Origin of the sequence: Sphingomonas sp. BLCC-B65, assembly GCF_028550675.1 — a bacterium.
Taxonomy (GTDB): Bacteria; Actinomycetota; Actinomycetes; order Actinomycetales; family Microbacteriaceae; genus Microbacterium.
The window spans coordinates 689,736-712,701 of record NZ_JAQQGL010000001.1 but is presented as its reverse complement, the minus strand read 5'-3'; the positions used below and the strand labels follow the sequence as shown (position 1 = coordinate 712,701).

The following is a 22,966-nucleotide window of genomic DNA, read 5'->3' as shown; positions in this document are numbered from 1 at the left end:
GTAGGTTCGCAACGGAGCATGCAGCGCCTCTCGCGCCGACAGCAGTGCACCTTCCTCGTGTGTCGACCAGCCAGCCCAGGGAGATGAGTATCGATGATGATGCAGGACAAGCATGAGGGCCGGCCTGGCTGGTTCGCCACCATCGCGCGGCCCGGCCCGCACCTCTTCGCCACAGCCCTCACGTTCGGAATGATCGTGATGGGCGTGGGGCTGAGCATCGCGGTTCCGGATGCCGCTCCCGCCGTCACCGTCGGCATCGCTATGCCTGCGTTGGCGTGGTGGTCCTGGATGATGCGCGCTTCCCGGTCGAGCTAGGGCGTGTTGCTAAAGGCCTCGATTGGATCGATAGCTTGGCTGTATGCCTCGTGATTCGGTGACGGTGGCGGCGGACCTTGATGCGTCCGTCGAGGTTGTCTGGCGACTCCTGACGGCTGGACGAGGTGCATGGTGGCCTGAGATGCGCTTCGAGGCGGCCGTTGGCTCGCCGCTCGTCGAGACCTGGGTCGAGGAAGGCCGTCAGGTATGCGCGACGGGGAGCGTCACGCGCTGTGACGAGCCGCATGTGCTCGGATTCAGTTGGACCGAACAGGGCTGGGAGCACCCTCTCGACGTCGTGATCGAGCTGGTAGCGCACGGGCAGGCAACCTCGGTCACCCTCACCGAGTCAGGATTCTGCCGTGCTCGAACTCCGCACTCGTTGCCTGCGGAACACGAAGAGGGGTGGCGATACCACTTGGCGCGATTGAAGCGGATGAGCGAGGGTGAAGCAGTCGACTTCGATGCTTAGAGAACGCCGGTGGTGAGCCAGTGGAGTGTCGCGGCGAGGCAGAGGCCGGCGTGGTAGTCGCGGGCGGTCTTGTCTGAGCGCATCGCGATCCCGCGCCACTGCTTGAGCTCGTTGAAGCACCGCTCAACGACGTTGCTGCCGCGGCAGAGAGCTGTCGCCGGACAGGCGTCGGGCTGTGGATATCTCTCACCGGCGGTGCGCCGACGATGCCACGATGCCGAGGTGAGCCCCTCCACGTACACGCCCGACGCGCCGCTCGTGTCGGCGGGGGCCTCGGCGAGTGTTGTGCAGGCGATCGCGGAACGTGTGCGCGACCGGCTTCGTGAGGAACAGGCCGATCCGCTCCGCCACCCCGATCGCGCCCACCAGGCGGCCGTGGCGGAGGTGCGCCGTCACAACGACTTCGCCCTCGCTCGGGGTCTCGAGTTCGTCGACGACGAGGCCGCCGCCGTCCGCGACGTGCTCGCCCGGGTGACGGGCTACGGCCCGTTGCAGGCGCTGCTGGACGACCCCGAGGTCGAGGAGATCTGGATCAACGGTCCTGGCGCGGTCTTCGCGGCGCGCGCGGGGCGCAGCGAACGCGTTCTGATGAGCATCAGCGATGAAGCGGTACGCGATCTCGTCGAGAAGATGCTGCACGCCACCGGGCGGCGAGTCGATCTCAGCCAACCGTTCGTGGACGCGTCGCTTCCGGACGGAAGCCGACTTCACGTCGTCATCCCCGACATCACGCGCTCACACCTCGCCGTCAACATCCGCAAGTTCCTGCCCGCGCGGCGGACGCTGGACGACCTCGTCGGAGCCGGGGCGTTGCCCGCGCAGGTCGCCGACATGCTGCGCGACGCCATGGTGGAGGGGCGAAACGTCCTGGTGTCCGGAGCCACGCACGCGGGCAAGACGACGATGCTGGCGGCCCTCATCGGCGCCTGCCGACCAGAGCAGAGGATCATCACGGTCGAGGAGACCTTCGAACTCGCCGTCACCGCCCCCGACGTCGTCGCTCTGCAGGGGCGCCAGCCGAGTCTGGAGGGGACGGGCGCGGTGAGTCTGCGTCGCCTCGTGAAGGAGGCGCTGCGCATGCGCCCCGATCGCCTGATCGTCGGGGAGGTCCGTGACGCGGAGGCGCTCGATCTCCTCCTCGCCCTGCACACCGGCGTTCCCGGCGCGGCGACGATCCATGCCAACAGCGCCGACGATGCGCTATCGCGGCTCGCCACTCTGCCGTTGCTGGCCGGACGGAACATCGACGCCGCCTTCGTCCAGCCTGCGATTGCGACCGGCGTCCACCTTGTCGTGCATTGCCGTCGCGGGCCGAGCGGCGAACGGTTCATCGAGGAAGTGATCGAGACGACCGGACGCATTTATGAGGGCGTCATCGACACCCGCGTGGTCTACCGACGGGGCCGCTCATGACGGTCGTCTGGGGTGCGGCGCTTGCGGCCGGCATTCTTCTCGTCCTGTCACCCTGGCTGTGGCCGGTGCGCGAGCGGGACGAGTCACCGCGCCGAGACGGACGTGTGTCGCGGATGCTCGATGAGGCCGGCTTCGCACACGCCTCCACCATGCGTCCGGTGTTGATCGCCGTCGTCCTCTGCGCACTGTTCTGCGCCATCAGCTGGCTGGTGACCGGACTCGGCGCGGTGGCGGTGGTCGCGGCGCTGGCCGGGGCGGCAGCGCCGTTCGCCTGGCTCCGCGGGCGTGCGCGGCGGCTTCGGAGGTCGCGCCGCGCGTTGTGGTCCGACGTGTGCGACCTCTTGATCTCCTCCGCCCGTGCGGGTGTGTCGCTTCCGGATGCCGTGGCGGCTCTCGCGACGAGTGGTCCGCCTCCGCTGCGAGCTGCGTTCGAGCGCTTCCGCTTCGACATGGCGGCGTCCGGACACTTCGACTCCAGCGCGCTGCGCCTCAAGGCAGCCCTCGCCGATCCGGTGGCCGACCGCATCATCGAGACTCTCCGGATGGCGCGGCAGGTCGGCGGAACCGAGCTGACCGCCGTGCTCCGCGCGCTCTCGGCATCCGTGCGTGCCGACGCCACCCTTCGCGCCGAGGTGGAGGCGAGACAGTCCTGGGTGCGCGGAGCGGCGATCGTCGGGGTCGTGGCGCCGTGGATCGTTCTCGGCCTGCTGGCACTTCGCCCCGAGGGTGCCAGCGCCTACGCGAGCCCTGCCGGCGTCGCGGTGATCCTCGTCGGCGCGGTCGTCTCAGTCGGCGCGTACCGACTCACGATTCGCATCGGCCGCTTGCCGGAAGCACGGCGGTGGTTCGCATGAGCGTTCTGAGCCTCGCTGCATCCGCCGTCGTCCTCGGTGTCGCGCTCGGCACGGGATTGCTGTTGGTCGTCGGGCGACTCCCGCGCTGGGCGGCGCCCTCGCTCTCGCGTCGCGTCGCGCCGTATCTGCGCGACATCGCCGATCCGCGCGGCATCACTCCGCTCCCGCCCGCGGCGGTGACGTCGTCGTGGCGGCTTCTGCGGGACCGCCTGGCCTCCTCCTGGGTGGCACTCGGAGGAGGAGGAAGTGTCGCGCGTCGCCTGCGTCAGGCGGGGTGGCGTCAGGATGTCGTGACCTTTCGTGCCAGGCAGCTCGGATGGGCTGTGGGTGGGCTCGGAGCGGGTGGACTTCTCGTCGTCGCACTGACCCTTCTGGGGCGTGGCGGGCCGACGCTCGCCGTGCTGCCTCCGCTGTTCGCCGCGGCCGGAGTTCTCGGCTGCGACTACCGCCTGACGAGAGCGGCGCGCCAGCGGATCGCGCGCGTCGAGGAGGAGCTTCCGACCGTGCTGGAGTTCCTTTCGCTGTGCCTGGCTGCCGGGGAAGGTTTTCGTGACGCGCTGCGTCGCGTGGGCGAGGTCGGCTCCGGCGTTCTGACCGGTGAGCTCCGTGCGGCAGTGCTCGCGAGCGGCACCGGCTCGAGCCTGCCGGATGCGCTGCTCTCGGTGTCGAAGAGCCTCGACGTTCCGGCACTCGCGCGAGCAATTGAGCATCTGGTGGCGGCGATGGACCGTGGAGCGCCCCTCGCGCACGTTCTGCAAGAGCAGGCCGTCGATGCGCGAGAGGACGCTAAACGGGGGCTGTTGGAACTGGCGGGGCGCAAGGAGATCTTGATGCTTCTGCCGCTCGTGTTCTTGATCCTGCCGCTTTCGGTTCTCTTCGCGATCTTCCCCGGCATCGTCATGCTGCGGCTCGGCGTCGGTTGATGTCGGCGGAACTCGTCGGACATCCTCGACCACAGATCCGACGGATGTCGTGCAGCGCCGCCGAAAGTCATAAGCGGAGCCGTAGCGGCCTCTGCGGCACCTATCGGCCCGTGCAACATTCCACGGTGCCGTTCACGCACCGCGAGGCGTGCACGTCCGTAGCCCCGGGCGGCACGCTCAGCATTCAACGGCGTTCCCACTCTGACGGCGCGGTGGAGCTGGACCTACTGCTGAGCCGTATCGGCCGTCGCCGCGAGGAGCGATGGATCATTCCTCGTTCCCATTGCTGTGGATAACTCCCGCGTGAGAGGGCGCATCCGAGCACACTCGACGCATGGACAGTTCACAGCGATCCGCTCTCCGCGAGTTCGTCGACGACGAAACGGGTGACGTTCCGGGCTGGGTGCTCGTCACATTGATGACCGCCGGACTCGTCGTCGCGATCTGGACTCTCGCCGGCCCCGCGTTGGCTGCGCTGTTCGAGCAGGCGCTGAGCCGCGTCTCCGGTCTCTGATCCCGGGAGCCGGCGTGGAGAGCCTCCGCCACGATCAGCGCGGCTCGAGCACCGTTGAGTTCGTGCTCGTCGGAACGCTTCTGACTCTCTTGACCCTCGGTGTGCTGCAGCTGGCGCTCGCCGTGTACATCCGCAACGTCGTCCACGATGCGGCGGTGGAGGGCGCCTACTTCGGCGCGCTCGCCGACACGGATGCCGACGCTGGCGCCGCCCGCACGGCCCAACTGATCGCGACGGCGGTGGGTGACGGCATCGGCGCGCGGGTGAGTGCGTCGGACACCGACACGGCGCGCGGACCGGAAGTGGAGGTCCGCGTGGTGGCGACGCTCCCGCTGGTGGGACTGCTCGGAGTGCCCTCCGGAATGGAGGTGAGCGCCCGTGCCCCGCGTGAGAGTTTCGACTGACCCACCGCGAGCGATTCGGGGTGTGACGCTCAGAGACGACAGCGGCTCGGCATCCCTGGAGTTCATCACCGTCGGGCTCATCCTGCTCGTGCCCCTCGTCTACCTCATCGTCGCGCTCGGCAGCATCCAATCCCAGGCGCTGGGGGCCGAAACAGCTGCACGGCAGCTCGCTCGCACGATCGCCTCGTCGTCCGACCTCGCGACGGCCGACGCCCGCACCCAGCGCGTCGTCGATGCCATCGTCGCCGAATACGGCATCGACCGCTCAACCCTCGACATTCGCGTGCAGTGCGACACGTCCGGTCCGTGCCCCGCGGCCGGTGCGATGCTCTCGGTCACCGTGACGGCAGAGGTGCCGTTGCCGCTCGTCCCGCCGGTGCTCGGTCTCGACCAGGCGGCGCGCGTGCCGGTCACCGCGACCGGGGTGCAGAAGGTCTCCCGCTATTGGGTCGAGCCGTGAGGGCGTTCGCGTCGCGACGTCACGATGACGACGACGGCAGCGTGCTGATCCTGGCACTCGGCTACTTCGTCATCGCGGTCGTGCTGGTACTCGTCTGTGTCGACGCGACGAGTCTCTACCTCACACAGAAGCGCCTGGATGCTGCCGCCGATGCGGCCGCGCTCGCCGGGGCGGACGGCTTCACCCTCACGGTCGACGCTTCGGGCCCGGCGGCACAGTTGACGGATGCCGGTGTCTACGATCAGGCCGAGGAGCTGCTCGCGGCCACCCAGACGGCCGAGCTGGTCGCGGCATCCACCCCCGACGGCGTCTCGGCACGCGTCACGGTCGCGACGACCTGGCGCCCGCCCGTGCTGACGCTGTTCGTCCCGGACGGCTGGCCGCTGGAGTCCACCGCGACCAGCCGTACCACGTTGCGATAAGAGCTACTCTGCCCCTGCGTGCCGTGGCCCCGCCACCCGGACGGCAGACTCCGCAGAATGGGCTCCGCCGCCGCAAGGCGTTCCGCAGGCACGGCGACCGTGTTCGACGAGCCTCCCGACGAGCCGGTCGGGTATCGCACCTGGTACCACGCTGCCGCTTCTGCGTCGCGCCGCCCGACGCTTTCGCTGTAGTTGCCGCTGACGACGGCGAAGACATGCTCCTCGAGCTCGTCGGCCTCGCGCTGCCATGAGGTGTCGCACGCGTCGCAACCGCACAACGGGAAGGGGAAGTCGTGCAGCAGGCCCGCGTGCAGGAGCAGGCCCGGGAAAGCCGTGAACACGAACGTCAGCCCAGCGCAGTCCGGCTCGCGCGGGCGCACCCTGACGGCCCGCGGCACCTCCCAGCTCGGTGGCGCGAGAAGGTCGGCGACGACATGTGGGCCGTCGTCGATCTCCACGTCGTACGTGAGCCGCAGGTGACCGATGAGCGCCGCCGCGACCGTGTGCAGCGGCGCGTAGCGTTCCGGATGCACGGTGACCGAGTACGCCTCGGTCGGCGGAGAGCCCTCCCACCGGTTTCCGTAATCGATGACCTGCCCGGCGGCGTCGACGAACACCTGCGGTGCGATCGACGGACGGGTGTACTGGCTCATCCCGTCATCCTGCCGCAGCCGTGATCGGCGCGCACTCACCGCGTGCGCGGCACGAACCTCGGCACCCAGCGGATGAACCCGGCCGCCCCCGCGAGGCCGATCACGCCGATGACGCCGGTGGCGACCGAGAGGGAGACCACCGCGGCGACGGCAGAGACGAGCAGGGGAGCGATCGCACCCCCGGCATCCGTCAGCGTCCGCCACGACCCGAGGAAGGCCGCCGGGTCGTCCTGCGGCGCGACGTCGGCGCCGAGCGTGAGCAGGATGCCGCTGGAAAGACCATTGCCGACGCCCAGAACCGCCGCGAACAGGGCGAACCACATCGCCGCCTGCGACAGGTCGTGCGTGAACGCGAGCGCGAGGAAACCCGACCCCATCAGCACCATCGCGGGAAGCGCGGCCCAGAGGCGGCCGAAGCGGTCCATCACCTGGCCGCTCGCGTAGAAGAGGGCGAAGTCGATCGCGCCGGAGATGCCGACGACGAGCGCGATCGTCTGCGCGTCGAGCCCGATCGACACGCCCCACAGCGGAAGTACCACCTGACGCGCCGACCGCACCGCCGAGAGGGATGCCGCCGCCAGCCCCAACCGCGACAGCACGCCGCGGAAGCGCCACATCGTGCGGAAGACGCCCACGCGTTCGGGCACGGGGATCGACCCGGTGACAGGCTCACCGGTGTCTTCGGCGAGCCTCGAGTCGCCGGAGGAGCGCGTGACGCGGGGGACCGGCACGGCGTCCTCCGGATCGGGACCGAACACGAGCAGTGCGATCGTGGCGAGCAGGCACACGCCGAAGAACCAGACCGTCGAGTGCTCATCGCCGAAGATCGCGATGAGGGCGGCGGCGAGGAAGGGCCCGACGAACATGCCGAGGCGGAACGTGCCGCCCAGCAGCGACAGCGCCCGCGCCCGGTAAGCGATCGGCACCCGCGTCGTCATGAACGAGTGCCGCGCCAGACCGAACGCGGCCGCGCAGAATCCGATGAGGAACACCGCGGCGGCCAGCACCGGCAGGCTCGGTGCGAACAGCATCCCGGCCACGCCGCCGAGTGCGAGCACCCCGCCGATGATCATCGTCATCCGCTCGCCGATGCGGCTCACGGCCCAGCCCGCCGGAATGTTGCCGCACAGCTGCCCGACAACGAGAGCCGAGGCCACGAGCGCCGCGGTCGGAACGTCGGCACCCAACTGCGCCGCGATCACCGGGAAGAGCGGAACCACCGCGCCCTCGCCGAGGGCGAAGAGCACGGTCGGACCGTAGATCATGGGCGCCAGGCGCCAGAGCATCGGTCCCATGCCGGGCGCGGACGCGGGATCGGGCATGCGGGAGCTCACCCGATCCACGTTAGTCTGGAGTGTCATGCTTGATTTCGATCCCTCCGCCGACATCCAGGCCCTGCGTTCCACCTTCTCCGACATCCAGGCGGTGGTCGACGTCGACGGTCTGCGCGCGGAGATCGCGCGCCTGTCCGACGAAGCCGGAGCCCCCGACCTCTGGGACGACGTCGAGAAGGCGCAGAAGGTCACCAGCGCCCTCAGTCACCGTCAGGCCGACCTCAAGCGCGTCACCGACGTCGAGCAGCGCCTCGACGACCTCGACGTTCTCGTCGAGCTGGCCCACGAGATGGACGACGAAGACACGGCTGCCGAGGCGCGCCGCGAGATCGCCGCGCTGCAGGACGTCATCGGCCAGCTCGAGGTGCAGACCCTCCTTGACGGCGAGTACGACGACCGCCCCGCGGTCGTCACCATTCGCTCCGGCGCGGGCGGCGACGACGCCACCGACTTCGCCGAGATGCTCCTGCGCATGTACCTGCGCTGGGCGGAACGGCACAAGTACTCCGTCAAGGTCATGGACACCTCCTACGCGGAGGGCGCGGGCATCAAGTCGGCCACGTTCGAGGTCGACGCCCCCTATGCCTACGGCACGCTGTCGGTCGAAGCCGGCACGCATCGACTGGCGCGCATCAGCCCGTTCGGCGGCGCCGACAAGCGCCAGACGTCGTTCGCGGCGGTCGAGGTCATTCCGGCGCTGGAAGAGGCCGTCGAGGTCGAGGTGCCCGAGAGCGACATCCGCGTCGACGTGTTCCGCTCGTCGGGTCCCGGTGGTCAGTCGGTCAACACGACTGACTCCGCCGTGCGCATCACCCACCTGCCGACGGGCCTCGTCGTCTCGATGCAGAACGAGAAGAGCCAGATCCAGAACCGCGCCGCCGCCATGCGCGTGCTCCAGACGCGCCTCCTCCTGCTCAAGCGCGAGGAAGAAGCGGCGAAGAAGAAGGAGCTCGCCGGTACCATCACGGCCAGCTGGGGCGACCAGATGCGCTCGTACTTCCTCTACGGTCAGCAGCTCGTGAAAGACCTCCGCACCGGCTACGAGGTCGGCAACCCCGCCGTCGTCTTCGATGGCGACCTCGACGGCCTCATCGCCGCCGGCATCCGGTGGCGCAAGCGCAAGGACGACGACGACTGATCAGTCGCGGCCCAGCCATCTCGTGATGGCGTCGCGGAACCCGGTGGGCTGTTCGACCCAGGGGTAGTGCCCGCAGGCGGCGAGCCAGACGAGCGCGAGCCGAGTGCCGGCCGAGTGCGCCAGCACGGAGGCCGCGGGCAGGTGGAGCGCGTCGAGCAGAGGGACGACGTCGTCGGCATCCGTCCACCATCCGCGTGACAGGCCGCCGCTGCGGGTCGTGCCGCGTGGGTGCAGCACGACGACGCGCGCGCTCTCGCCGATGCCGGCGATCGAGCATGCGCACCCGGCCACGCTATCGGGAGTGCAGTCGACACGCGGCGAGTGTCGCACCCGGCATCCGCAGAGGGGCGACGTAGGCTCATCGAGTCATGATCCGGTTCGAGCACGTCACCAAGAAGTACCGAGGGACCAGCAAGCCGGCGCTGAGCGACGTCGACTTCGAGGTGCAGCGCGGGGAGTTCGTCTTCCTCGTGGGCGCCTCCGGCTCGGGAAAGTCCTCCTGTCTGCGCCTGATCCTGCGGGAGGACGGTCCCAGCGAGGGGCGCGTCGTCGTGCTCGGTCGCGACCTCAAGACCCTCTCGACACGCAAGGTTCCGTACTTCCGTCGGCACATCGGGTCGGTCTTCCAGGACTTCCGGCTGCTGCCCAACAAGACGGTGTTCCAGAACGTCGCCTTCACGCTGCAGGTCATCGGCGCATCCCGCGCCTTCATCCAGCAGGCCGTGCCCGAAGCGCTCGCTCTCGTCGGCTTGGACGGAAAGCAGAAGCGCCTGCCGCACGAGCTGTCGGGTGGCGAGCAGCAGCGCGTCGCGATCGCGCGGGCGATCGTCAACCGGCCGCAGATCCTGCTCGCCGACGAGCCCACCGGAAACCTCGACCCGGCGACCTCCATCGACATCATGCAGCTGCTCGCCCGCATCAACGCCGGTGGCACGACGGTGGTCATGGCCACCCACGAGGCCGGCTTCGTCGATCAGATGAAGCGCCGCGTCATCGAGCTGCGCGGCGGTGTGATGGTGCGCGACGACCGCCACGGCGGCTACGGCGACACGTCATCGCTGCCCTCGCTGCAACCGCAGATGGAACGCGGCGCGGCAGCAACGGCCGCGCTGACCGCGGTGCTCGAACTGCAGCGCGAGATCGCGGAAGCTCCCGTCGAGCCCGTCCCCGCCCCGCCGGACGCTTCGACGGCGCCGGATGCCGTGGCATCCCCGCCCCTGACACGCCCGGCCGCTCCCGCGCCTGCAGCCACGACGCCTGCCGACCGGTCGGCGGACGCGTCGCCGCGACCGGCCATGCAGCGCCCCGCGCCGCTGCCGGCGACGACGGAGCCGGTGCCGCTCACGCGTCCGATCACCATCGCCGCCCCCGAGGTCGACCTCGGCGAGCTGGGCGTGGGTGACATCGACCTCGGCAAACTCGGGGTCGCCGACCGCCGCGGCCGCGAAGCCGACGAGAACGACGAAGTGGGACCCACCTCATGAGGATGCAGCTGATTCTCGGCGAGGCGCTCACCGGGCTGCGTCGCAACGCGTCGATGGTGATCTCCGTCGTGCTCGTGACGTTCGTCTCGCTGACGTTCGTCGGTGCCGCGATGCTGATGCAGATGCAGATCGGCAAGATGCGCGACTACTGGTCCGAGCGTGCGCAGGTCTCGGTGATCATGTGCCGCGAGGATTCCACGGCCACGACGTGTGCCGACGGCGCCGCGACGCAAGAGCAGATCGATCAGGTCTCGCAACGACTGTCGAGCTCCGCGCTGGGCGGAGTCGTTCGGGATGTGCGGTTCGAGTCGTCCGATGAGGCGTACCAGAACCTGCTGAAGCTCTACGGCGACGAGTACAAGGACTATGTGACGCCAGCGCAGCTGGGTGACACCTACTTCGTCGGGCTCATCGATCCTGAGAAGGCCGACGTCATCACTGAGGCGTTCAACGGGATGGCCGGTGTGGAGGAGGTGAAGAACCAGCTGCAGTATCTCGAGCCGCTGTTCTCCGCCCTCACGATCGCCACCTACATCGCCGTCGGAATCGCCGTGCTGATGCTGATCGCGGCCGTGCTCTTGATCGCGACCACCATCCGGCTGTCCGCGTACGCACGACGGCGGGAGGTGGGCATCATGCGACTGGTCGGCGCCTCGAACCGCTTCATCCAGACGCCGTTCGTGCTCGAAGGCGTCTTCGCGGCGTTCATCGGATCGCTCATGGCGGGCGCCGCGATCGTCGTGGGCGTGCACTTCGGTGTGGGGGAGTACCTGAAGGGCCGCGTGAGCTTCATCACCGATTGGATCGACATGGGGGATGCCGCCATCGTCATCCCGGTCATCATCGTCATCGGCCTGGTGCTGGCGGCGTTGTCGGCGAGCTTCGCGATCCGCCGGTGGCTGCGGGCGTGAGATAGACTGACGGGCTGCCGTGTCCGCGGCATCCCGTCGTTCGTCGGCGGAACAACGCCATCCACCACAGAGGATCAACCATGCCCAGGGAACGCGGGGAGAAGGTCGTCGCGACCAACCGTCGCGCGCACCACGACTACACCATCGAGAAGACGTACGAAGCGGGCCTCGTGCTCACGGGTACCGAGGTGAAGTCGCTGCGTCAGGGCCGGGCCAACCTGTCGGACGGATACGCCTACATCGACGGGGGCCAGGCCTACCTCGATGCCGTGCACATCCCGGAGTACTCGCAGGGGCACTGGACCAATCACGCCTCCAAGCGCACACGCAAGCTGCTGCTGCACAAGGACGAGATCGTCAAGCTGTCGCACGCCGTCAGCGCCGGCGGGTACACGTTGGTTCCGTTGAAGCTCTACTTCTCCGACGGGCGAGCGAAGGTCGAGATCGCGATCGCCAAGGGCAAGCGCGAGTACGAGAAGCGGCAGACGATCCGCGAGCGCGAAGACAAGCGCGAGGCCGAGCGGGCGATGCGCAGCCGCAACCTCCGCGGCGAGTAGAACGCACGATACCCGCAGAATGTGACGAACTCCGCAGCCGACAGCGTGGCCGGATGCGGAGGAGGTGTGATTCTGCGGAGTCGGAGGGATGCCGTGCGCCGCAGGCGGTGCGGACTGACGAGACCTAGCGTGCGATGAAGCGGGCCTCGACTCCCGCCGACACGACGATCTCGTCGGGCCGGAACTCGACGGCGGCGGCCCGATCGAAGTCGGCCATGGCGGCGGCCTTCGCCATCACCCGCGGCGCGGGACCGGGGGAGGATGCCGCGCCCAGCAGCCCCAGGTCGGCGATCTCGACCGGGACGACCTCGCGCCGTCCGATCGCCGCGGCATAGGCGGAGGCCCGCTCGACCGCGACGGCGACGGCGTCCGTGGCGACGTCGCGCTCGACACGCGCGCGCGTCTCGGGCGTGAGCTGCCACTCCACAGGTCCCACCTGCAGCCCGTCGGTTCCGGCGATCTCATTGACCCAGTCCGACAGGGCAACCGTGTCGGTGAAGGTCGCGGTCAGCTCCACCGACGCGTGATGGACGAGGTCCAGCTGGCGGCCTTCGTTGTTCCACGGCCGGTCGGCCCACACCGACATGCGTTGACTCGACCAGTCCGAGATCGTGCCCGCCGTTGCGAGCGTGGCGAGGTGGGTGCGGACCGGCTCCGAGAGGCCGGCGACCCGCGAGACGACGGCGGCGCGCTCGGGTCCGTCGGCGGATGCCGTCACGTGCGCGACGGCGCGCTCGGGCAGCACTCGGGTGTGGCTCTCGCCGCGGACGGTGATCGTGACCTCGCTCATGGGGTAAACTGTAATGCTCGGGTGCCGACGGCAACCGAGAGACAACTCCACAGCGTGACAGTGGCTCATTCGCCGCACGGCACGTCGCCGTGACGCACACGGGGCTGATCGGTTTCGACAGCGTCTGTGAATCTGCGAGAAGCGGGCCGAGGATGCAGGGTTATCTCGTTAACGATCTCTGCGAACCTATAAGTGCCGAATCCAAGCGCACTGACTTCGCCCTCGCTGCCTAAGCGAGCCCGATAGTCCGTCAGACCGTGTGTGACCCCGCCACGGACCCTGGCGTCATCTAGGGGTCTTGCTGCGTGACGGCGCCTGGACGTCACGCGGGACTCTTCCCAGGCTGGGCTCGTCGACTTAGGTGTCTGTGACAAAGGTCGGAGCCGAGCAGAACGTCTTCACAGACTGCGCCCGGAGAAGACGCAGTATCCCAGCGTTGGACGGGGGTTCGATTCCCCCCAGCTCCACGACGCCACTGTCACCGGCGAAGGCCCCGGCATCCGATCATGGATGCCGGGGCCTTCGCCGTCTGCGGGTGTCAGTCCGCCGTGCGCTTCGTGCGACGGCGCGCGAGCAGGATGCCTCCGGCCAGCACCAGTGCCGCGCCGATGCCGCCGACGAGCAGCGCGGCGGTGTCGTCGCCACCGGTCTCCGGCAGCGTCGCCCTCGTCGTTGCGGTCGCCGCGACCGCGACGGGCGTCAAGGTGCCGCTCGCTGCCGCGGGCAGGGCCGCGTTCACGACGTAGCGGTCGACGGTGGTGCCGTCCTGTGCGGTGACGGTGACCGTGACGGTGCGGCCCGCGATGCTGACGGCCGCTGCGGCATTCGGGTTCGTGGTGGTCACCGTCACGTCCCCGGCAGCGATCGCGGTCTGCGGGTCGGTGATGGTCGCGCCGGCCGTGCTGATCGCGGCATCCAGGGGGACGGAGACGCCGTCGACGGTGATCGACGAGGCGGACGCGTCGTTCGAGACGAGCAGGTTCGTGCGCAGCGCGGCGACGTCCTGCTCGGTGAGGCCGATGGTCTTGCGCAGGTACGTGTCGACACCGCCGTACTTCGAGGTCACATCTGCCTCGAACGTCCCCTGCAGCAGTTGGGGGGTCGCCCAGGTCACGCCCAGCTGCGTGTTCGACAGCAGGTAGTCGTGCAGGATGTCGGACGCGCTCACGCCGAGGATGTTGTACAGGAGGTCCATCACGGTCCCGGTGCGGTCCATGCCGTGCGAGCAGTGGATGAGGACGGTGCCGGTGGTGTCCTGGGCGATGAGGTGGAGGATCTGCGCGTAGGCCGTGATCATGGGGCCGCGATCATTCGGGCCGTTGTAGCCCTTGTCGACCAGGTCGTGGTACATCACGGTGTCGTCGGGGTAGTTGCCGTCGGCGCCGAACATGGAGATGTTCACCGACTTCGCGCCGGGGACCGGCACGTCGGGCTTCGCGGCGATCTGCGTGGCCGTGCGCAGGTCGATGACGAGGTTCACATGGTACTTCGTCGCCAGGGTCGTGGCGCCGTCGCTGGTGATCTTGTCGAGCGACTCGGTGCGCAGTAAGCGCGGTGCGTTGACCACCTGGCCGCCCAGCCCGGTGAACGATCCGAGTTCGCGGCCGTTGACGAGGCCGGGGACGTCGGTGATGGCGTGGTCCTTCGCCGTCAGCGGGGGCTGGCTGGCGGCGTCGGCGGCGCTGGCGCTGGTGGCGCCGAAGCCGATGGAGCAGACGACGGCGGCGGCGGCGAGGGTGGTTGCGCCGAGTCGGTCGATGAATCCGCGTCGGGTGCGGTGCGAGATCACGATTTTCCTTACAGTCGAGAGGGAGAAGTCATCCGCCTTCGCCCGCACCGATCAGGTAGCGGGGAAGGGGCGGCGGTCACCCAGACTGCGGGCCGTGCGCGGCGCGCACGGCAACGGGGCGTGAATCGCGACTGACGTCGGCTGATGGATCTCGTGAGCGTCGGTTGTGGACGCGCTGAGAGGGGTGCTCCCGAGGAGCGGTCGGCGCGTCAGCCGGCGGTGACCGGCATGAGCAGCAAGTTCTGCTTCGTGTCCGATACAGCGACCCAGCCGTCGCCGAACTGGTACGTCATGCCGTATCCCTTGTCATCCACGGTGATCACGCGCGACGGGTCCTGCGTGATGTAGAAGCCCGAATCGGCCGGCTCGCGGCGCCAGCCCTCCTTCTCGAGCTGTGCGGCCACCGTCTCGGCGTCGGCGGTGCTGATGGGTGCCCAGCCGAACTCGATGAGGTTGCCCGATGCGACCGAGTAGTTCGCCCAGGTGCAGATCAGTCCACCGTCGATCGGTGCGCTCGGCGGCTGGGTCTCGAACGTGAAGGGCGTCTGCTTGGCTGTCCATCCCTTGCTCTTGAACTCGGCGAGGGTGTCGGAGACGATCATGCTGTCGCAGGTCACGGCGCCGCCCGTCGTCGGCGAGGCGTCCGGCGTCGGCCCGGGCAGCGCCTCGGTCGACGTGGGTGACACGGCGTTGCCGGTGGGGGTCGGATCGGCCGAGGGGGCGGCTGACGTGCAACCGCTCAGCAGAAGAGCCGTTGCGAGGGCGACGGTGGACAGCGCGAGGGGCGCGAAGCGTGCACGTGTCATCGGCGGGGGTCCGATCGGTCAGGAGATGGCGGGCGAAGCGCCGAGGAGGGAGAGGAAGTCGCGATGAAGACGTCCGTTGGTCGCGAGCGACGAGCGCGACGACAGCGAGTCGGCTCCGTCGATGTCGGTGAACCTGCCGCCGGCTTCGTGGACGATCGGCACGAGGGCGGCGATGTCGTACTCCTTGACGCCGAACTCCGCCACGAACTCGAGTCGCCCCTCAGCGAGGAGCATGTACGGCCAGGTGTCGCCATAGCCGCGGTCGCGCCAGACTGCGCGGCTGAGGCGCAGCAGATCGTCGGCGCGGCCGACCTCGTCCCATTGCGCGAGCGACTGGAAGCTCACGCTGGCCTCGGCGACCGCGTCGACGTTCGACACACCGAGGCGACGCGTGCCGCCGTCCGGAGTGTTGGTCCAGGCGCCGTGACCGGATGCCGCCCACCAGCGCCGCCCGAGGGCCGGCTGGCTGGCCACCCCGACGCGGGGCACGCCGTCGATGGCGAGGGCGATGAGGGTCGTCCACATCGGGATGCCCTTGAGGTAGTTGGCAGTGCCGTCGATCGGATCGATGATCCACTGCCGGGCCGCATCACCCGACGTGCCGTACTCCTCGCCCAGGATGCCGTCGCCGGCGCGTTCGGCGGACAACAGCTCCCGCAGCACACGCTCGGTGGCGAGATCGGCCTCCGTCACGTGGGAGGCATCGGCCTTGACTCGGACGTCGAGATCGGTGGCATCGAAGCGTGACATCGTCACGGCATCCGCCGCATCGGCGAGGCGCAGCGCGAGCCGGAGATCTTCGGTCAAATCGCCGTCGAAGGGCGTGCTCCAGGCGGACGCGGGGGCGGGGGAGGTCACACCATCAAGGATAGGGGTCACGCGGGGCCTCGATTCGCGGTGTGACGTTCGGGATGGTAACGTTGTCCCTCGGTTCGCCAGTGATCTTCTCGAGAGATTCGGCGGCCGACGGAACGCACCTCTAGCTCAATCGGCAGAGCAACTGACTCTTAATCAGTGGGTTCTGGGTTCGAGTCCCAGGGGGTGCACCAAAGCGAAGGCCCGGACCGTGAGTGATCACGGTCCGGGCCTTCGTCGTTGCTGCCGGCCTCGCCGCACGCAGGCCGGAGGACGGCCTACGCCGCGTCGCCCACGAGCACCGCGGCGGCCTCCTCCGCGGCATCCGCATCGTGTGCGTCGATGCGCGCGAGCGCCCGTCGCCCGATCAGGATCGTCGCGGCCGACACCAACACGGAGATGCCGGCGAACACGAACGGTACGGAGGCGTTGAACGCGTGCCACAGAGCGGCGGCGATCGGGGGAGCGGCCGCCCCGCCGAGGAAGCGGACGGCGGAGTACGCCGACGATGCCACCGATCGAGGCAGGTCGGTCGCCTCCATCACCGACTCCGTGAGGATCGTGTTCATGAGACCCAGCAGCAGACCGCCGACGATGATGCAGATCACCAGTCCCGCGGCGGATCCCACCACGACCGCGGCCGCGAACAGGTCGATCGCGAGCAGGGGAAGCACGATGAGCATCGCCGTACTGCGCGACAGTCGGCGCAGCAGGATCGGGGCGATCCACACGCTCGTGATCGCGAGGGCCACGCCCCAGCCGAAGAAGGTCAGGCCGATGCCCATCGCACCGAAGCCGAGCGGAAACGGCGAGAAGGCCAACAGGACGAAGAAGCCGATGTTGTAGAAGAGGGCCGCGATCGCGAGCACCGCCAACGCGGGCTGGCGAAGCGCCTGGAAGGGGGCGGACAGCTTCACCGGCGTCCGCTTCTCCTCGCCGCCCCGCAGCAGAACGAGCACCGCCACGAAGGCGATCGCCATCAGCGCCACGACGCCGAAGAACGGCCCGCGCCAGCTGAGCTCGCCCAGGATGCCGCCGAGCAGCGGGCCGATCGCGATGCCCAGTCCGAGGGCTGCCTCGTAGAGGATGATCGCCGCCGCGCTGCCGCCGGAGGCTGCACCCACGATCGTGGCCAGTGCGGTGGAGATGAACAGGGCATTGCCGAGGCCCCACCCGGCGCGGAAGCCGATGACCGCATCGACGCTTCCCGACACGGCGCACAGCAGTGCGAACACGACGATGAGGCCGAGGCCGATGAGGAGGGTCGCCTTCGTGCCGATGCGGGAGGAGATCCAGCTCGTCACGAGCATCGCGAGTCCGGTGACGACGAGATAGCTCGTGAAGAGCAGCTCGGTCTCCACGGGGCTCGCCTGCAGCGACTCCGCGATGGCGGGCAGGATCGGATCGACCAGGCCGATTCCCATGAAGGCGATGACGCACGCGAAGGCGACCGCCCAGACCTGCGCCGGCTGGCGCCAGATGCTGACCTTGTGGGACGTGGAGGCGTTGTTCATCGAGCCACCTCCGCGACGCGAGTGCGCGCGTTGACGATGTCTGCGGCGCGGCGGATGGTGCGCCACTCATCCTCGTCCAGGTCGGCGAAGCGCGGCGCGAGCGCGGAGCTCAGAACGCCCAGCCACTCCTCGAGGGCCGTCATCCCGGCATCCGTCGCCGAGACGAGGGTCGCGCGCGAGTCGTCGGGATCGACGGTTCGCTCGAGGAGCCCGGCGTCGGCCATCTGTGCGACCAGCCGTGTCATACCGGGCTGCGTGACGCGCGAAAGCGTCGCCAGGTCGCCGATGCGCAGCGGGCCGTGGTCGCGCAGGAGCACGAGCGTGCGCCATTGGGCGGAGGGGGCTTCGGTGCGGGTGTCCAGCGCGGCCACCCGTGTCAGGGCGTGCGCGCCGAGCAGCAGTCGCAGAATGTCGTCGGAATGATGCATACCACGAGTATATACCGCTGGTATGCAAAAGGGGTTATGGGATCGTGACCGTCCCGTCGGGGGTGAGGTTTGACAACGCGCCGTCGCCTGAAGATGATTGCAGTACCTGAATCAGTTCTCAGGTATTCCTTCCAATGGTGAAAGGTACGCACATGCGGGTTACGAAGAAGTTGCTCCACGCGAGTTTTGTGGCCGTCGTCGCGACGACGGCTCTCGCACTGTCGGCGTGCGCGCCGCAGGACGCGACGACCAGTGGAGCGGCGACCGCCGGTGGCGGACCCGCGGACGTCACTGTCGGGGTGGTGACGAGCGAGACGGGCCCGCTCGCCAGCTACGGCAAGCAGTATCTCGACGGTTTCAAAGCAGGTCTCGACTACGCCACCGACGGCTCCAATGAGGTGAACGGCACCAAGATCACCGTCGACTACCGCGACGACGCGGGCGACCCCGACACGGCCGTCGGCGTGGCGAAGGAGCTCATCGGACAAGGGGTGAACATCCTGGCCGGCAGCGCCTCTTCGGGTGTCGCCGCCGCGGTCGCCGAGCAGGCGGGGCAGAACAAGGTCCTCTTCATCTCGGGACCGGCCGCTGCGGATGCACTCACCGGTGTCAACCCCTACACGTTCCGCAGCGGTCGTCAGTCCGCGCAGGACGTCGCCACGGCGGGCACCTTCCTCGGCGACCTCCAGGGCAAGACCGTCACGGTGTTCGCCCAGAACAACGCCTTCGGCAAGGGCAACGAGGCCGCCGTGACGGCGATCCTCGGGGCGAAGGGAGCCACGGTGAACAGCGTGCTGGTCGCCGAGGACGTCACCGAGTTCACGCCGTTCGCCCAGCAGGTGCTGGCGGCCAAGCCTGACCTCGTGTTCGTCGCCTGGGCAGGTGCCACATCGGGCGCCATGTGGCAGTCCATGAGCCAGCAGGGCGTGTTGGACGCCGTGCCGGTGGTCACGGGGCTCGGCGACTCGGCGACGTTCGGGGCGTATGGAGCCGCTTCCGAGAAGATCAAGTTCCTGAACTACTACTTCCCCGGGGCGCCGGACAACGAGGTGAACACCAAGATGATCGACGCCGTCACCAAGGCGGGTGGGACGCCCGACCTCTTCACTCCCGACGGCTTCAACGCGGCGCTGATGGTCGTGCAGGCCGTCAAGGCAGGAAAGGGCGACGTCGAGGCCATGGTCAAGAGCCTCGAGAACTACACCTTCCAGGGCCCGAAGGGCTCGCTCACCGTACGCGCCGGCGACCACGCCCTGATCCAGGACATGTATCAGGTCAAGCTCGTCGCGAACGGCGGCAGCTTCACGCCCGAGCTCGTCGACACCGTGCCGGCAGACCAGGTCGCCCCGGCGAAGAAGTAGTCGGCGAGACGGCATCCGAAAGCGAGGCGAAGCCGCATGAGCACCCCCGTCCCGTCCGCACTCCTGATCGACGGCCTCGGCCTGCAGATCGGCGGAGCGACCATCCTGAAAGACGTCGACCTGGATGTCGCGCCCGGCAGCATCGTCGGCGTGATCGGGCCGAACGGCGCCGGAAAGACCACGCTGTTCAATGTGATCTCCGGCGTCGCACGGCCGACCGCAGGTCGCATCGTGATGGACGGTGTCGACATCACCCGCGCGTCGATCGCACAGCGAGCGCGGACGGGGCTGGGGCGCACCTTTCAGACCTCCAGCCTCTTTCCGCGACTCAGCGTCCTCGAGAACGTGCGTCTTGCCGCCCAGGTCGGTCTCGGTGGCAGCTTCTCTCTGCTGCGCTTTCCCCGCAGGACGGATGCCGCGACCGAGCTCGCCCTGGATCAGCTCGTCAAGGTCGGGCTGACCCACAAACTCGACACGGCGGCCGGCGACATCTCCCACGGCGACAAGCGCAAGCTGGAGATCGCCGTGCTGCTCGCCACCGAGGCGAAGATCGTGCTGCTCGACGAGCCGATGGCGGGGGTCGCCTCCGGCGACGTCGCGGGACTCGTGGACACGATCCGCGAGATGCAGGAAGCGACCGGGTGCACGGTGTTGATGGTCGAACACCACATCGACGTGCTCATGGGCTTCGTCCAGAAGGTCGCCGTCATGTACTCCGGGTCGATCATCGCCTTCGACTCGCCCGCGCAGATCATGGAGAACCCTCTCGTGCAGAGCGCCTACCTCGGCCGAGGTCTGCATCCGGCGGGAGAGTCGGCCGCATGAGCGCACCGATCCTCACCGTGACGCACCTGTCGGCATCCATCGCGGGTCAGCAGGTCGTCGAAGACGTCTCGTTCGAGGTGCCGGCAACGGGCATCACGGCCGTCCTCGGCCGTAACGGGGTCGGCAAGACCTCGACCATGCGCGGGGTCCTCGGTCTCATCTCTCGTCGGGGTCGGGTCGTGCTCGCGGGTGAGCGGATCGACGCCCTTCCCACCCATCGCATCGTCCAGCGCGGCGTCGGCTATGTCCCCGAAGACCGCGAGGTGTTCGCCGGCCTGACCGTCGCCGAGAATCTGGCCCTCGCGGAGCGCGACCGAAAGCCGCGCCGTGATTTCGTCGCCGAGCTCTTTCCCGACCTCATGGCCCGGCGATCACAGCTCGCCGGCACGCTCTCCGGCGGACAGCAGCAGATGGTGTCGGTTGCGCGAGCGCTACTCAATGAGAACCGCATCCTCTTGGTCGACGAGCCCACCAAGGGACTCGCTCCGAAGATCGTCGACGACGTCGCGCGAGCCCTGCAGGAGGCTGCCAAGATCGTGCCCATCCTGCTCGTAGAACAGAATCTCGACGTCGTACGGACCCTGGCCGACGATGCGATCGTGATCGCCGGAGGACGCGTGGTCCACACCGGCAGCGCGCGCCAGATCCTCGACGATGACGCGCTGACCACGCGACTGCTGGGCGTCAGCGCGGAGGTGCACTCATGAGCAGCATCGTCCTCATCCTTCTCACCGGTGTCGGCCTCGGAGCACTTTACTTCCTCGTCGCATCGGGGCTGAGCCTGATCTACGGGCTCATGCACGTGCTCAACTTCGCGCACGGCGCCTTCCTCACCCTCAGTGCATTCATCGGGTGGCAGGTGGCGCAGGCGCTGGGAACGGCATCGTGGGGATCGTTCCTCGTCTCGATCCTCGTCGGCGCCATCGTCGGTGCGGTGTTCGCGACGCTCACCGAGCTGGTGCTCATCCGACCGCTCTACGAACGCCACATCGAGCAGGTTCTCGTGACCGTCGGACTCTCCTTCGCGGCCGTCGCCCTGTTCGAGGGCATCTGGGGAACGGATGCCGTCAACATCGCCGGTCCCGCCTGGCTGAAGGAGACCACGGACGTCCTCGGAGCGCGCATCCCCAACACCTATTGGGTGCTGATGATCGCCGCTGCGCTCGTGCTCGTCGCACTCGTGCTGTTCTTGAAGAAGACGCGATACGGAATGATCATCCGCGCCGGTGTCGAGAACCGCGCCATGGTGACCGCGCTCGGCATCGACGTGCGCCGCAGCTTCACACTCGTGTTCGCGATCGGCGGTGCGGCGGCCGGCATCGGCGGGGTGCTCGCCATGCACTACACGACGTTCGTGTCGGCTCACCTCGGCGCGACGCTGCTCATCTTCGCCTTCATCGTGACCGTCATCGGCGGCCTCGGCTCGCTCACGGGGGCCGCAATCGCGTCGGTGCTCGTCGCGGTGCTGCAGCAGTTCGCCAACGTCTACCTCAGCGGCACGGGCGACTTCATCGTGGTCGTGCTGCTGGCCGTCGTGCTCCTGGTGCGACCCACCGGGCTCATGGGGAGGAAAGCATGACCGTCACCACCGGAGTTCCCACCCTCGTGCCGGGCCGCACCGGGGCCTTCATCCCCTTCGTCGTCGGTGCCGTCCTCGTCGTCGTCATGGCCGTGTTGCCGCTGCTGAACATCTCGATCCCCGGCATCCTGCCGGGGGCGACGTACACACCGGGCTCGCTCGCTCTGCTTTCGCTCTGCATGGTCTTCGCCGCGCTCGCCCTCTCGTACAACCTGCTGCTGGGCACCTCCGGGATGCTGTCCTTCGGCCACGCCTTGTACTTCGGTGTCGGCGCGTACGGACTCGGGCTCGCGCTGAAGTTCTTCGGGGTGCCGCTGTGGCCCGGTGCTCTCATCGCTCTCGTCGGTGGGCTCGTCATCGCCGCATTCACGGGCGCCATTTCGATGCGCGTCTCCGGCATCCCCTTCGCGATGGTGACACTGGCATTCGCGCAGGCCGGGTCGGTGCTGGTGCGTCGCAATCAGGACATCACCGGTGGTGAGGAGGGACTGCGGCTGCCCGTCGACCAGGTGCCCTCGTGGCTGGTGGGTGTGTCGAACACCCGCAATCTGTACTGGCTGACTCTCGTCGTGCTGGTGGTGGTGTACCTGGTGGTGCTCTGGGTGGACCGCTCGCGGCTCGGACATCTCGCACAAGCGGCACGCGAGAACGAACTGCGCGTCCAGGTGCTGGGGTTGCGGCCGTACACCGCGAAGCTTCTCGTCTTCGTCCTCGCCGCTCTCTGCGCCTCGCTCGCCGGCATCGCCTACATGCTGCTGCAATCGGGAACCCAGCCCAGCACCGTCGGCGCCGATCTCACGATCACCGTGCTCGTGATGGTGGTTCTCGGTGGCGTCGGGTTCCGGTGGGGTGCCATCGTGGGGGGTGTGCTCTACACGATCCTCGATCAGCGGTTGACGGTTCTCGCACGCTCGCCGTGGATCCAGGATCTCCCCGACGCGCTGCGCATCCCGCTGTCGGAGCCGCTGTTCCTGCTCGGGGTGCTGTTCATCCTGGTGGTCATGTTCCTGCCGGGCGGCATCGCGGGCACGATCGACACCGCGGTCCGCCGACGTCGTGGTGAGCGCACCCGTTCGCAGTTGCGTCAGATCGACGATGCGGACGAGACCACGGGCGGCGCGCGGGGCGTGGATGCCGAGGTGCGGGCATGAGGTCACGGGTGGAG

At 68.5% G+C, this 22,966-nt stretch carries 27 protein-coding genes, 1 tRNA gene, 1 other RNA gene and 1 pseudogene; 20 read left to right on the top strand and 10 right to left on the bottom strand.

Annotated features, from left to right (window positions below; translation table 11 throughout):
* The first annotated feature begins 93 nt into the window (after window positions 1-93).
* Both PP359_RS03555 and PP359_RS03550 read left to right on the top strand, forming a co-directional pair.
* Complete coding sequence (locus PP359_RS03555; protein WP_061683635.1) at window positions 94-315, top strand: hypothetical protein; 222 nt, start codon at window positions 94-96, stop codon at window positions 313-315.
* A 43-nt stretch (window positions 316-358) separates the two neighbouring features.
* Window positions 359-787, top strand: a complete 429-nt coding sequence (locus tag PP359_RS03550; protein WP_244295625.1) for an SRPBCC family protein — start codon at window positions 359-361, stop codon at window positions 785-787.
* On the opposite strand, the gene PP359_RS03545 is transcribed toward PP359_RS03550, so the two are convergent.
* A complete protein-coding gene (locus tag PP359_RS03545) occupies window positions 784-1,023 on the bottom strand; it encodes a transposase (RefSeq protein WP_167487139.1) in 240 nt (79 codons plus the stop codon). The two genes, PP359_RS03550 and PP359_RS03545, sit on opposite strands and share 4 nt — an antisense overlap.
* Here PP359_RS03545 and PP359_RS03540 point away from each other — a divergent pair.
* The 7 genes from PP359_RS03540 (at window position 1,010) to PP359_RS03510 (ending at window position 5,777) form a co-directional block, all read left to right on the top strand.
* Window positions 1,010-2,200, top strand: coding sequence for a TadA family conjugal transfer-associated ATPase (locus tag PP359_RS03540; RefSeq protein ID WP_499249911.1), 1,191 nt, complete (start codon window positions 1,010-1,012; stop codon window positions 2,198-2,200). The two genes, PP359_RS03545 and PP359_RS03540, sit on opposite strands and share 14 nt — an antisense overlap.
* The gene (locus PP359_RS03535; protein ID WP_499249910.1) at window positions 2,197-3,054 is read left to right on the top strand and encodes a type II secretion system F family protein; all 858 of its coding nucleotides are present in this window, start codon (window positions 2,197-2,199) and stop codon (window positions 3,052-3,054) included. Before PP359_RS03540 ends, PP359_RS03535 begins: the two co-directional genes overlap by 4 nt.
* Entirely contained in the window at window positions 3,051-3,977 is a 927-nt protein-coding gene (locus tag PP359_RS03530; protein WP_499249909.1) for a type II secretion system F family protein, read from the top strand. The genes PP359_RS03535 and PP359_RS03530 overlap by 4 nt, the downstream gene beginning before the upstream one ends.
* Before the next feature lie 334 nt (window positions 3,978-4,311).
* The gene (locus PP359_RS03525) at window positions 4,312-4,491 is read left to right on the top strand and encodes a hypothetical protein (RefSeq protein WP_039415682.1); all 180 of its coding nucleotides are present in this window, start codon (window positions 4,312-4,314) and stop codon (window positions 4,489-4,491) included.
* A 14-nt stretch (window positions 4,492-4,505) separates the two neighbouring features.
* Window positions 4,506-4,895 carry a TadE/TadG family type IV pilus assembly protein gene (locus PP359_RS03520; RefSeq protein ID WP_135949077.1) on the top strand — a complete coding sequence of 130 codons (390 nt, stop codon included), beginning with the start codon at window positions 4,506-4,508 and terminating at the stop codon, window positions 4,893-4,895.
* 22 nt (window positions 4,896-4,917) lie between these two features.
* A complete protein-coding gene (locus PP359_RS03515; RefSeq protein WP_499249908.1) occupies window positions 4,918-5,355 on the top strand; it encodes a hypothetical protein in 438 nt (145 codons plus the stop codon).
* Window positions 5,352-5,777 carry a pilus assembly protein TadG-related protein gene (locus PP359_RS03510; protein ID WP_499249907.1) on the top strand — a complete coding sequence of 142 codons (426 nt, stop codon included), beginning with the start codon at window positions 5,352-5,354 and terminating at the stop codon, window positions 5,775-5,777. The genes PP359_RS03515 and PP359_RS03510 overlap by 4 nt, the downstream gene beginning before the upstream one ends.
* Before the next feature lie 41 nt (window positions 5,778-5,818).
* Here PP359_RS03510 and PP359_RS03505 read toward each other — a convergent pair.
* A pseudogene (locus tag PP359_RS03505) lies at window positions 5,819-6,430 on the bottom strand (DUF6226 family protein); the annotation flags it as partial.
* 35 nt (window positions 6,431-6,465) lie between these two features.
* Window positions 6,466-7,764, bottom strand: a complete 1,299-nt coding sequence (locus tag PP359_RS03500) for an MFS transporter (protein ID WP_499249906.1) — start codon at window positions 7,762-7,764, stop codon at window positions 6,466-6,468.
* A 25-nt stretch (window positions 7,765-7,789) separates the two neighbouring features.
* Here PP359_RS03500 and prfB point away from each other — a divergent pair, with 25 nt between their 5' ends.
* Entirely contained in the window at window positions 7,790-8,902 is a 1,113-nt protein-coding gene (gene prfB / locus PP359_RS03495) for a peptide chain release factor 2 (protein ID WP_499249905.1), read from the top strand.
* Here the strand turns inward: prfB and PP359_RS03490 are convergent, their stop codons facing one another.
* Window positions 8,903-9,193, bottom strand: coding sequence for an alpha/beta fold hydrolase (locus tag PP359_RS03490; RefSeq protein WP_499249904.1), 291 nt, complete (start codon window positions 9,191-9,193; stop codon window positions 8,903-8,905).
* Window positions 9,194-9,270: 77 nt separating this feature from the next.
* Between PP359_RS03490 and ftsE the strand changes: the two genes are divergently transcribed.
* The 3 genes from ftsE (at window position 9,271) to smpB (ending at window position 11,854) form a co-directional block, all read left to right on the top strand.
* Window positions 9,271-10,386: a cell division ATP-binding protein FtsE gene (ftsE, locus tag PP359_RS03485; RefSeq protein WP_499249903.1), complete on the top strand. Its 1,116-nt coding sequence runs from the start codon at window positions 9,271-9,273 to the stop codon at window positions 10,384-10,386.
* Complete coding sequence (gene ftsX, locus PP359_RS03480; RefSeq protein WP_039415663.1) at window positions 10,383-11,297, top strand: permease-like cell division protein FtsX; 915 nt, start codon at window positions 10,383-10,385, stop codon at window positions 11,295-11,297. The genes ftsE and ftsX overlap by 4 nt, the downstream gene beginning before the upstream one ends.
* An 80-nt stretch (window positions 11,298-11,377) precedes the next feature.
* The gene (gene smpB, locus PP359_RS03475) at window positions 11,378-11,854 is read left to right on the top strand and encodes an SsrA-binding protein SmpB (RefSeq protein ID WP_039415660.1); all 477 of its coding nucleotides are present in this window, start codon (window positions 11,378-11,380) and stop codon (window positions 11,852-11,854) included.
* A 124-nt stretch (window positions 11,855-11,978) separates the two neighbouring features.
* Here smpB and PP359_RS03470 read toward each other — a convergent pair whose 3' ends face one another.
* A complete protein-coding gene (locus PP359_RS03470; RefSeq protein WP_499249902.1) occupies window positions 11,979-12,644 on the bottom strand; it encodes an SIMPL domain-containing protein in 666 nt (221 codons plus the stop codon).
* Window positions 12,645-12,744: 100 nt separating this feature from the next.
* On the opposite strand from PP359_RS03470, the gene ssrA reads away from it, so the two are divergent.
* Window positions 12,745-13,114: a transfer-messenger RNA gene (gene ssrA / locus PP359_RS03465) on the top strand.
* 68 nt (window positions 13,115-13,182) lie between these two features.
* Here the strand turns inward: ssrA and PP359_RS03460 are convergent.
* The 3 genes from PP359_RS03460 to PP359_RS03450 form a co-directional block, all read right to left on the bottom strand.
* Window positions 13,183-14,433: a tyrosine-protein phosphatase gene (locus tag PP359_RS03460; protein WP_499249901.1), complete on the bottom strand. Its 1,251-nt coding sequence runs from the start codon at window positions 14,431-14,433 to the stop codon at window positions 13,183-13,185.
* Window positions 14,434-14,642: 209 nt separating this feature from the next.
* Window positions 14,643-15,239 carry a nitrate ABC transporter substrate-binding protein gene (locus PP359_RS03455; RefSeq protein WP_112931329.1) on the bottom strand — a complete coding sequence of 199 codons (597 nt, stop codon included), beginning with the start codon at window positions 15,237-15,239 and terminating at the stop codon, window positions 14,643-14,645.
* Window positions 15,240-15,257: 18 nt separating this feature from the next.
* The gene (locus PP359_RS03450) at window positions 15,258-16,097 is read right to left on the bottom strand and encodes an inositol monophosphatase family protein (protein ID WP_499249900.1); all 840 of its coding nucleotides are present in this window, start codon (window positions 16,095-16,097) and stop codon (window positions 15,258-15,260) included.
* A 115-nt stretch (window positions 16,098-16,212) separates the two neighbouring features.
* Here PP359_RS03450 and PP359_RS03445 point away from each other — a divergent pair.
* Window positions 16,213-16,288, top strand: a tRNA-Lys gene (locus PP359_RS03445).
* An 84-nt stretch (window positions 16,289-16,372) separates the two neighbouring features.
* Here the strand turns inward: PP359_RS03445 and PP359_RS03440 are convergent.
* Complete coding sequence (locus tag PP359_RS03440) at window positions 16,373-17,608, bottom strand: MFS transporter (RefSeq protein WP_036318182.1); 1,236 nt, start codon at window positions 17,606-17,608, stop codon at window positions 16,373-16,375.
* Window positions 17,605-18,036 (bottom strand): MarR family winged helix-turn-helix transcriptional regulator, encoded by a 432-nt coding sequence (locus PP359_RS03435; RefSeq protein WP_036318181.1) that lies wholly within the window; start codon window positions 18,034-18,036, stop codon window positions 17,605-17,607. Before PP359_RS03435 ends, PP359_RS03440 begins: the two co-directional genes overlap by 4 nt.
* 152 nt (window positions 18,037-18,188) lie before the next feature.
* Here PP359_RS03435 and PP359_RS03430 point away from each other — a divergent pair, with 152 nt between their 5' ends.
* The 5 genes from PP359_RS03430 to PP359_RS03410 are packed head-to-tail and all read left to right on the top strand — an operon-like array spanning window position 18,189 to window position 22,952.
* A complete protein-coding gene (locus PP359_RS03430) occupies window positions 18,189-19,397 on the top strand; it encodes a substrate-binding domain-containing protein (RefSeq protein WP_112931332.1) in 1,209 nt (402 codons plus the stop codon).
* 36 nt (window positions 19,398-19,433) lie between these two features.
* Window positions 19,434-20,222: an ABC transporter ATP-binding protein gene (locus tag PP359_RS03425; RefSeq protein WP_036318846.1), complete on the top strand. Its 789-nt coding sequence runs from the start codon at window positions 19,434-19,436 to the stop codon at window positions 20,220-20,222.
* Window positions 20,219-20,929: an ABC transporter ATP-binding protein gene (locus tag PP359_RS03420; protein WP_036318848.1), complete on the top strand. Its 711-nt coding sequence runs from the start codon at window positions 20,219-20,221 to the stop codon at window positions 20,927-20,929. The genes PP359_RS03425 and PP359_RS03420 overlap by 4 nt, the downstream gene beginning before the upstream one ends.
* Complete coding sequence (locus tag PP359_RS03415) at window positions 20,926-21,801, top strand: branched-chain amino acid ABC transporter permease (protein WP_135949090.1); 876 nt, start codon at window positions 20,926-20,928, stop codon at window positions 21,799-21,801. Before PP359_RS03420 ends, PP359_RS03415 begins: the two co-directional genes overlap by 4 nt.
* Window positions 21,798-22,952, top strand: a complete 1,155-nt coding sequence (locus tag PP359_RS03410; protein ID WP_295779090.1) for a branched-chain amino acid ABC transporter permease — start codon at window positions 21,798-21,800, stop codon at window positions 22,950-22,952. Before PP359_RS03415 ends, PP359_RS03410 begins: the two co-directional genes overlap by 4 nt.
* Window positions 22,953-22,966: the final 14 nt, after the last annotated feature.

What these genes read in the sequence shown, in the direction of transcription:
- PP359_RS03555 (WP_061683635.1), top strand. Translation starts at nt 94, where the DNA reads ATGATGATGCAGGACAAGCATGAGGGCCGGCCTGGCTGGTTCGCCACC.
- PP359_RS03550 (WP_244295625.1), top strand. Translation starts at nt 359, where the DNA reads ATGCCTCGTGATTCGGTGACGGTGGCGGCGGACCTTGATGCGTCCGTC.
- PP359_RS03535 (WP_499249910.1), top strand. Translation starts at nt 2,197, where the DNA reads ATGACGGTCGTCTGGGGTGCGGCGCTTGCGGCCGGCATTCTTCTCGTC.
- PP359_RS03530 (WP_499249909.1), top strand. Translation starts at nt 3,051, where the DNA reads ATGAGCGTTCTGAGCCTCGCTGCATCCGCCGTCGTCCTCGGTGTCGCG.
- PP359_RS03525 (WP_039415682.1), top strand. Translation starts at nt 4,312, where the DNA reads ATGGACAGTTCACAGCGATCCGCTCTCCGCGAGTTCGTCGACGACGAA.
- prfB (WP_499249905.1), top strand. Translation starts at nt 7,790, where the DNA reads ATGCTTGATTTCGATCCCTCCGCCGACATCCAGGCCCTGCGTTCCACC.
- ftsE (WP_499249903.1), top strand. Translation starts at nt 9,271, where the DNA reads ATGATCCGGTTCGAGCACGTCACCAAGAAGTACCGAGGGACCAGCAAG.
- ftsX (WP_039415663.1), top strand. Translation starts at nt 10,383, where the DNA reads ATGAGGATGCAGCTGATTCTCGGCGAGGCGCTCACCGGGCTGCGTCGC.
- smpB (WP_039415660.1), top strand. Translation starts at nt 11,378, where the DNA reads ATGCCCAGGGAACGCGGGGAGAAGGTCGTCGCGACCAACCGTCGCGCG.
- PP359_RS03470 (WP_499249902.1), bottom strand. Translation starts at nt 12,644, where the DNA reads ATGAGCGAGGTCACGATCACCGTCCGCGGCGAGAGCCACACCCGAGTG.
- PP359_RS03455 (WP_112931329.1), bottom strand. Translation starts at nt 15,239, where the DNA reads ATGACACGTGCACGCTTCGCGCCCCTCGCGCTGTCCACCGTCGCCCTC.
- PP359_RS03440 (WP_036318182.1), bottom strand. Translation starts at nt 17,608, where the DNA reads ATGAACAACGCCTCCACGTCCCACAAGGTCAGCATCTGGCGCCAGCCG.
- PP359_RS03435 (WP_036318181.1), bottom strand. Translation starts at nt 18,036, where the DNA reads ATGCATCATTCCGACGACATTCTGCGACTGCTGCTCGGCGCGCACGCC.
- PP359_RS03430 (WP_112931332.1), top strand. Translation starts at nt 18,189, where the DNA reads ATGCGGGTTACGAAGAAGTTGCTCCACGCGAGTTTTGTGGCCGTCGTC.
- PP359_RS03425 (WP_036318846.1), top strand. Translation starts at nt 19,434, where the DNA reads ATGAGCACCCCCGTCCCGTCCGCACTCCTGATCGACGGCCTCGGCCTG.
- PP359_RS03420 (WP_036318848.1), top strand. Translation starts at nt 20,219, where the DNA reads ATGAGCGCACCGATCCTCACCGTGACGCACCTGTCGGCATCCATCGCG.
- PP359_RS03415 (WP_135949090.1), top strand. Translation starts at nt 20,926, where the DNA reads ATGAGCAGCATCGTCCTCATCCTTCTCACCGGTGTCGGCCTCGGAGCA.
- PP359_RS03410 (WP_295779090.1), top strand. Translation starts at nt 21,798, where the DNA reads ATGACCGTCACCACCGGAGTTCCCACCCTCGTGCCGGGCCGCACCGGG.